The following is a 7228-nucleotide window of genomic DNA, read 5'->3' as shown; positions in this document are numbered from 1 at the left end:
TGGTCCGTCGCGGGTGCGGGCGCGAGTTCCGTCGCCGTCGCCGACGGGACGGTCTACACGCCGACCGACGACGGCGTCGTCGCCCTCGATGCGACGGACGGCACCGTCGTCTGGGAGAATACGGATATCGACGCGGAAGCGCCGTCGGTCGCCGGCGAGACCGTCTATTTCAGCGGGAACGAGGTCATCGCGCTCGATCGGTCCAACGGGAGCGTTCGCTGGGAAACCGAGTTCGATCCCGAGGAGGAGATCGTCTGGCAGACGGTCGCCTACGGCGGCGTGTACGCCGTCGCCGACGGCACGCTGTACGCGCTCGAGGCCGACGACGGCTCGGTTCGGTGGGAGAACGAATCGGTCAGCAGCGACGACGACGAGCATGAGTTCGTTGCAGCGCCCGCCGCGGCAAACGGTGTGATCTACAGCGTCACGAGTGACGGCCCGATCGCTCTCGAGCCCGAGACCGGTGCCGAAGTCTGGCGGACCAGCGGTATCGTCGACTCCTATACCGATACCATCCACGCGACATCGGCAGCGGTCGCTTACGACGGCGGTGCCTACAATGAGTGGCCGTTGCGCGATACCCGAACGGGCGAACTTCTGACCATAGGCTCCGGGAGTCGTGAGATAGCGTTCGACGAGGAAATCTACGTCGGCAGCGGCACCGATCACGGATACGGCGGCGGTTCGATCCATGGTGACGAATACAGTTGGAGTCTCGACGTTCTGTACACCTACGGGGTACCCGTCATCAGCGGCGAAACCGCGTTCGTGTATCTCACTCGGGACGGGGGTCCCCCGAATCCCGAGTGGCGGGACTACGACGAGCACCTCGTCGCCCTGAACAAGTACGACGGGTCCGAGAAGTGGGTGCTCTCGACGGACGATGCGCCGGTCGGAACGATCCGTGCGATCAGCGGCGAGACGATCTACGTCGACCACGACGGCGAACTTGTGGCGCTTCGCGAAGAAACGGACACGGACGACCAGTCCGACGAGAGTGACGAGAACGACGACACGGACGGCGGAAACGACGAGGAAGACGGATCCGACGAGAGTGACGAGAACGACGACACGGACGGCGGAAACGACGAGGAAGACGGATCCGACGAGGGAGACGATCAGCAGGACGGCGACGACGACAGCGACACGGGGGAAGACGATAGCGACGACGGCGGATCCAGTGACGACGACGGCGGATCCAGTGACGACGATGGAGAGTCTGTCGATGCCGATAACGGCGATGTCGGGAACGGAACCGCCGGAAATGGGGACGCTGGAAACGAGACGGACACCGAGAACAACAGTGACGCCGACAACGTGCCCGGCTTCACGACCGGTTCGGGTCTTCTCGGCGGGGCGCTCGGCCTCGAGTGGCTGCGCCGGAAGGCCGGCGTCGACGAATCGACCAGCGTGAACGAACCGTCTGAGTAAGGGGATCCCGGGCCGGGCAAATTCGGACGAGATCGCCGAACAACGTATCGGAATCCTCGTCTTCCCGATTACGCTTTCACCGTATCCGACGGACCCAGATATTCTGTAGCCTGTCCTTGGAAAATTCTCAGTGGATCACAATCCATTTCGTTACGTCGGTTCCCTATACTGAGCGAGAGTTTCACGCCCAACTCAGAATAAAGAATCCATCTTACCAACTACTGTAAAGACGAGCGTTCTGCCTCTATTGGCAACAGGGAATCGCCACGCCCTCCCCAACCGATTTCTCCTCACGGCGGCTCCGCCGCCGTCTGTTCACGGGCGCTACGCGCCCGTTCACATGGTCTGCGAGGCCCACGGCCTCGCACTATTCGGATGGTTCGCGGAACCGGAGGTTCCGCGCTACCGCTCGGTCGCTTCGCTCCCGCGCTCATCCACTGGAAGACGCTTCGCGTCTTCCAAGCCATTCGCTCACGAAGTTCGCGAAGACCTCACGCAGTTTCGGGTCGCGGCTCACAATCGGTTCGCCGCGACTCAGCGCGCGCCACCGCACGCTGGCTCCCCAGTCCGGAGTATCGCGTGGATCGATCGGGCTGAACACGGTTTCGACTCGAGTCACCGCTTCCACGGATCGGTATCACCGAGTCGGACAGTCAATCGCACCACAACAGCAGTTTTTACGCGGCGGCGATGTACGAAGCCCGATGTCGACGATAGCCGACCTTCGACTGCCGGCGGCGGAAACGGCGTTGGCAACTGCCTTCGAGCGCGCGCCGGCGGCCACGTTCGAACTCGAGTCCTCGGTGTCGAAGACGCGTCCGTCGCTGTGGGTCGCCGGGGTCGATCGAGAGACGGCCGACGACGCGTTCGCGGCCGATCCATCGGTCGAGGTCGCCGAACTCCTCGTCGAGACGGACTCGCGGCTGCTGTACGACGTGACCTTCGCCGAGGAAACGGGGACTGAATTCCTCTGGAACGAGCTGCTTATCGACGGCGGCTCGCTGCTCGAGGCGCGGGCGACCGACGGCTGGTGGCAGGTGACGGTTCGATACCGCGACCGCGACCTGCTCACCGAGGCCTACGAACGGCTGGTCGGCCGCGGAATCAGCGCCGATCTCCGGCGCGTGACCGACGTGACCGACGCCGACAGCCACGAGACCCGGTTGACGCCCGAGCAACAGGAAGCGCTCGAGGCCGCACTCGAATACGGCTACTTCGAGATCCCGCGCGGCGTGTCGATGGAGGAGTTAGCCGAGGAGCTGGGGATCTCACACCAGGCGCTCTCCGAGCGGTTCCGTCGGGCCTACGAGACGCTGGTCGACGCCGAACTCCAGCCCGCGGGTAAGGAGTCACAGTTCGAGTGATCGTCGGGCGACCGTCGATCGGCCGTCACGGCCTGGGATCGCGAGTCGGCGGCCGAATGGGAGCACGGCACAATCGTTATTTGGGTGGCTTCCGTTCGGCACCACATGGCTGACCTGCTTTCCGACGAGGAGATCGAGACGGAGCTCCCCGATCACTGGGAACGCGAAGACGACGAAATCGTTCGGGTCTACGAGTTCGACGATTACCTTCGCGGCGTCAACTTCGCCCAGATGGTCGGCGAGATCGCCGAAGCGCAGTTTCACCACCCCGAAATCATCATCCGCTACTCGGGCGTCGAAATCCGGTTGACCTCCCACGAGGAGGGCGGCATCACCGAAGACGACATCGAGATGGCCGACCTGATCGAGTCCGAACGCGGCGCCTGAAATCGCAGCAACTGACCACAATGGACGCTCGCTACGTCTTCCGCGCTCGTATCCGGCTCGAGCCCGCCGAGGAGGACGTCTCCCTCGAGCCGAGCAGCGCCGAGACGACGGTCACGCTCTTTCGCGGGGCTCCGGAGCCGGGTACCGAGGGCTGGCTGTTCTTCCGCGATACGCTGTGGCGCGGCGAGGTGTCCGACGAGGACTACGGCCGCCGGCTCGCCGCGGAGTGGCTCGGCGTCCCCGAGCGGACCGTCGAGGACATCGACTTCCGCGAACTCCAGGCGGACGAGGCGTACCTCGACGCGTTGAAATCGGAGATCGCGGCCGACCTCGAGGCGTTCAACGCCGACGACGTTTCGGAGGTACTGTCGAAGTATCTGGGGTCGAGCGTTCGAGTGACGGACGCGTCGTGATCGCGCTGCGAGTTGACCGCGTTCCGTCCGGCGCTCGAGATTCGAGGGTCCGGGGTACTCGTTACTCCAGTACTCGGTACCCCACCGCGGACTCGTTATCCCACGTCGTCGTGAGTCAGTAGCTGTCGCGTTCGTTCGCCCTCGGGTGAATCGTATGTGACGACCTCGAGGAGGTTGCCGTCCGGATCGAGGAAGTAGAATCCCTCGAACTCCCCCCAATCGTACGGACCTTGCTTCGGGAACTGTCCCTCGAGGTCGTTCAGCAGGGCCTCGTAGGGTTCGCGGTCGGTCGCGAACGCGAGGTGGGCCTTGTCGAGCGGGTGATCGAGCCCGCGCTCGTCCCAGTTCTCGGCGCGGCCGGTTTCGGCCAGCGTCACGACCGTCTCGCCGGCCCGAAACATCGCGTGCGCGCCCCGGAAGTCCGCTGGCGGTCTGACCAGCTCGAGATCGAGGGTGTCGCGGTAGAACTCGTAACAGGGCTCGAGCGTGTCGACATCGACGTTGATGTGATCAACGGCGTCCATGTGTAATTGTCCTCGATATACCGGTCGTGATGTCAGTCCTGCTCGACCGCCGACGCCGTCCGTCGCCAGTCGGGTTCCTCTCGCGGTGGTGCGAGGACCCCGAGACCGATCGCGTCCTCATCGCTCCGGTTTTCCGCGCCGTGACGCTCGTTGCTGTGGAACAGGTACGCGTCGCCGGCCGTGAGCGCGTACGCTTCGCTCTCGACGATCGCGGTGAGTTCCCCCTCGAGGACGTATCCGATCTGTTCGTTCGCATGCGTATGCGTCGGCAACGTCGCTCCCGATTCGATCCGCCAATAGACCATGCTCGCCCGATTTCCCGCGGGGAGGTCGGCGAGGTGGACGCCGTCGGCGACCTCCTCGAAGTCGGCGTGGGCCGTCGATAGTCTGTCCATGGATACAGTCAACACCACCCACGCTCTGGCTTATAAACGTATCGTAGAAACGTTTTAGGGCCTTTGTGATGTGGAGTGCCGTATGTTAACACAACAGCCGGTTCGACTGTTCCACCTCCCGTTCTCGTTTATGTTGCCACAGCGGGTGGCGACCGAACGGGGATACTTCCGCGACGAAGGGCTCTCAGTGGATCTGATCGAACGCGATCGACGCGACGTCGAGGTCAAGTACATCCCCGCGGAGGAGACGCTGACGGGCGACTACGATGTGGATCTCTACCCCATCTGTAAGTGGGAGAGCATCCGCCGGACGTGGTCGATGGACGACGGCCGCATCGTCGCGAACGGAACCTTCGCGAACCTCCCGTATACGGTGTTCACCCGTCCCGACTCGGATATCGAGACGCCGGCCGATCTCGCCGACATCCCGGTCGGCGTCAACCGCCGGACCGGCCAGGAATACACCGCACGAAAGGCCCTCGAGGAGCACGTTCCCGCCGACGAAGTCGACCTCGTCGGCTGCGGGATGCCCACCGACCGGCTGCGGGCCCTCCGCGAGGGGAGCGTCGACGCCGTCACGCTGATCGATCCGCACAGCACGCTCGCCGACCACCTCGGTTTCCGGCGACTCCTCGAGTACGACAACCACATGGGAATCGTCGGAAGCGACGAGATCGATCAGGAGCTGCTCGAGGCCTTCCTGCGCGCCTACGGCCGCGCGGTCGAGGACATCAACGCCGATCCCGACGCGTTCCGCGGCACGTACCTCGAGATGCTCGAGTCCGACGCCGCGATGGCGCCCGACCTGTTCGACGACGTCGACGTGGACGACGTTCGCGAGGAGATCGCGGTGCCCCAGTACGAGGTCCCCGAGCCCGCCGACCGCGCGGAACTCGACGGCCACCTCGAGTGGATGCAAGAGCGCGGGCTGATCGACGAGGACGCGGCGATCGACGACATCGTCGCGCCGCTGTGATCGGTTCTAACAATCCCGGAAACACCACACTCACGACCCACCCATGACCGACATCGACATCAGTTCACAACAGGCCGCGATCGACGAGTTTCAGGGCGACCCCGGTGACCGTCCCGTTCTACGGGCGCGGTTCGAACACAACGGCAGTCCGCGGTACCTGCTCTACACGATCAAACGGTTCGGCTACGACCACGACCACGACTTCCACCTCGACTTGCAACTCGTCTCCGACGAACTCGACGATGGCCTCGAGACCGTCGAGGCGAAGCTTCAGGAGGGCGACGCCGACCTGATCGACATCGACTACATCTCGACGGCCCGCGAGCGCGCCGACGGCGCGCCGATCGTCGCCTTCCACCCCTACGGACGGACCGTCGGCGGACTCGTCGCGCCGACCGACTCGCCGATCGAGGGGCTCGAGGACCTGTCGGGCCACCGGATCGGCGTCGTCAGACGCCTCGACAAGAACTGGATCCTCGTCCGGGCGGCCTGTCGAGAGTTCCACGGCCTCGATCCGGACGAGACGGCGACGCCGATCGAAGCCGGCTCGAAGGTCGGACTCACTCGGCTGCTCGAGGAGGGTGAAGTCGACGCGATCCTCCAGTTCTGGCAGATCGTTCCGGAGATCGTCGAGACCGGAGCCTATCGCGAGGTCCTCCCGATGTCGCGGTTGGTAGGCCGCCTCGCCGACACCGACGGCGACACCCCGATCCCCGTCTCGACGTTCCTGACGAGCGAATCGTACCTGGATACCTACCCCGGTGCCGTCCGCGGGTTTCAGGGGGCCTATCGGGATGCCGTCGAACGGCTCCAGCGCGACGACGAACTCTGGGCGGAGATCGGCGCGCAACTCATGTACGAGGACGACCCCGCGGTCGTCCGCGCCGTCCGCGACCGGTGGCGCGAAATGGTCGTCGCCGACTGGGACGAGACCACCGTCGAGGGAATGGAGCGACTGTTCGAGCACCTCAAAACCGTCGCCGGCACGGACGCCCTCGGTATCGACGAACTCCCCGACGGGCTGTTCCGGCCGGACCTCGAGGTGGAAGCGTGACCGAATCCCGATCGGTCTCGTTCCAACTCAACTGGGAACCCAACGGCTTCCAGTCGCCGTACTTCCTCGCCCGCGAGGACGGGTTCTACGAGGCGGAGGGCCTCGAGGTCGAGTTCGTCGAGGGCCACGGCTCGCCGTTCGCGGCCGAACGGGCCGCGCGCGGCGATAGCGATATCGCGCTCGCCGGTGCGAGCGCCGTGTTGGCGAAACAGAGCGAAGGTCTCGAGCCGCTTGCAGTCGCGGCGGTGACCCAGAAGACGCCGGCGGCGGTCTACACCCTGCGGGATGTCTTCGGCGAGGAACTCTCCGAACCCGAACAGCTCGCGGGCCGAACCGTCGCGCCCTCCGCCACGAAGACGCGGATCCTGACCGCCCAACTGCTCGAGAACGCGGACATCCGCGACGAGGTCGACCTCCTCGACGTCGACCCGCACACGCATCACCGCGTCCAGCACAAGGTGATCGACGGGACGGTCGACGCGGCGGTCGGCGTGGTCACGAACGGGATCGAGATCGGCCGAGAACACGATCGGACGGCCGACGAACTCCCGATCGGCGACTATCTGGATATCTACGGGATGACACTCGTCACCGGCCCCGAGTTCGCGGACGAAAACCCGGATGCGATTCGGTCGTTCCTGCGGGCGACCGCGCGCGGCTGGGCCGCCGCGACCCGCGACCCCG

At 64.9% G+C, this 7228-nt stretch carries 9 protein-coding genes; 7 read left to right on the top strand and 2 right to left on the bottom strand.

The window, feature by feature from the left end:
* From PGX04_RS10360 to lwrS, 4 genes are all read left to right on the top strand, one after another.
* Positions 1–1431 (top strand): outer membrane protein assembly factor BamB family protein (locus PGX04_RS10360; protein WP_273738419.1); only part of this gene is annotated, 1431 nt, incomplete at its 5' end.
* A 704-nt stretch (positions 1432–2135) separates the two neighbouring features.
* Positions 2136–2795, top strand: a complete 660-nt coding sequence (locus tag PGX04_RS10355) for a helix-turn-helix domain-containing protein (RefSeq protein ID WP_273738418.1) — start codon at positions 2136–2138, stop codon at positions 2793–2795.
* Positions 2796–2900: 105 nt separating this feature from the next.
* Positions 2901–3182, top strand: a complete 282-nt coding sequence (locus PGX04_RS10350; protein WP_273738417.1) for a 4a-hydroxytetrahydrobiopterin dehydratase — start codon at positions 2901–2903, stop codon at positions 3180–3182.
* 20 nt (positions 3183–3202) lie between these two features.
* On the top strand, positions 3203–3595 hold the full coding sequence (lwrS, locus tag PGX04_RS10345; protein WP_273738416.1) for an LWR-salt protein: 393 nt from the start codon (positions 3203–3205) through the stop codon (positions 3593–3595).
* A gap of 95 nt (positions 3596–3690) precedes the next feature.
* On the opposite strand, the gene PGX04_RS10340 is transcribed toward lwrS, so the two are convergent.
* Both PGX04_RS10340 and PGX04_RS10335 read right to left on the bottom strand, forming a co-directional pair.
* On the bottom strand, positions 3691–4119 hold the full coding sequence (locus tag PGX04_RS10340; RefSeq protein ID WP_273738414.1) for a VOC family protein: 429 nt from the start codon (positions 4117–4119) through the stop codon (positions 3691–3693).
* Positions 4120–4151: 32 nt separating this feature from the next.
* Positions 4152–4514 (bottom strand): cupin domain-containing protein, encoded by a 363-nt coding sequence (locus tag PGX04_RS10335; RefSeq protein WP_273738413.1) that lies wholly within the window; start codon positions 4512–4514, stop codon positions 4152–4154.
* Positions 4515–4596: 82 nt separating this feature from the next.
* On the opposite strand from PGX04_RS10335, the gene PGX04_RS10330 reads away from it, so the two are divergent.
* The 3 genes from PGX04_RS10330 to PGX04_RS10320 all read left to right on the top strand — a co-directional run.
* Complete coding sequence (locus PGX04_RS10330; protein ID WP_273738412.1) at positions 4597–5490, top strand: ABC transporter substrate-binding protein; 894 nt, start codon at positions 4597–4599, stop codon at positions 5488–5490.
* A gap of 43 nt (positions 5491–5533) precedes the next feature.
* Positions 5534–6544, top strand: a complete 1011-nt coding sequence (locus PGX04_RS10325) for an ABC transporter substrate-binding protein (RefSeq protein WP_273738411.1) — start codon at positions 5534–5536, stop codon at positions 6542–6544.
* Positions 6541–7228, top strand: a 688-nt coding sequence (locus PGX04_RS10320) for an ABC transporter substrate-binding protein (RefSeq protein WP_273738410.1), incomplete at its 3' end; no start/stop codon positions are given. The genes PGX04_RS10325 and PGX04_RS10320, both read left to right, overlap by 4 nt.

This window comes from Natrinema soli (assembly GCF_028618695.1).
The sequence above is the reverse complement of the archived record's forward strand: the minus strand, read 5'-3'. Positions and strand labels throughout refer to the sequence as shown.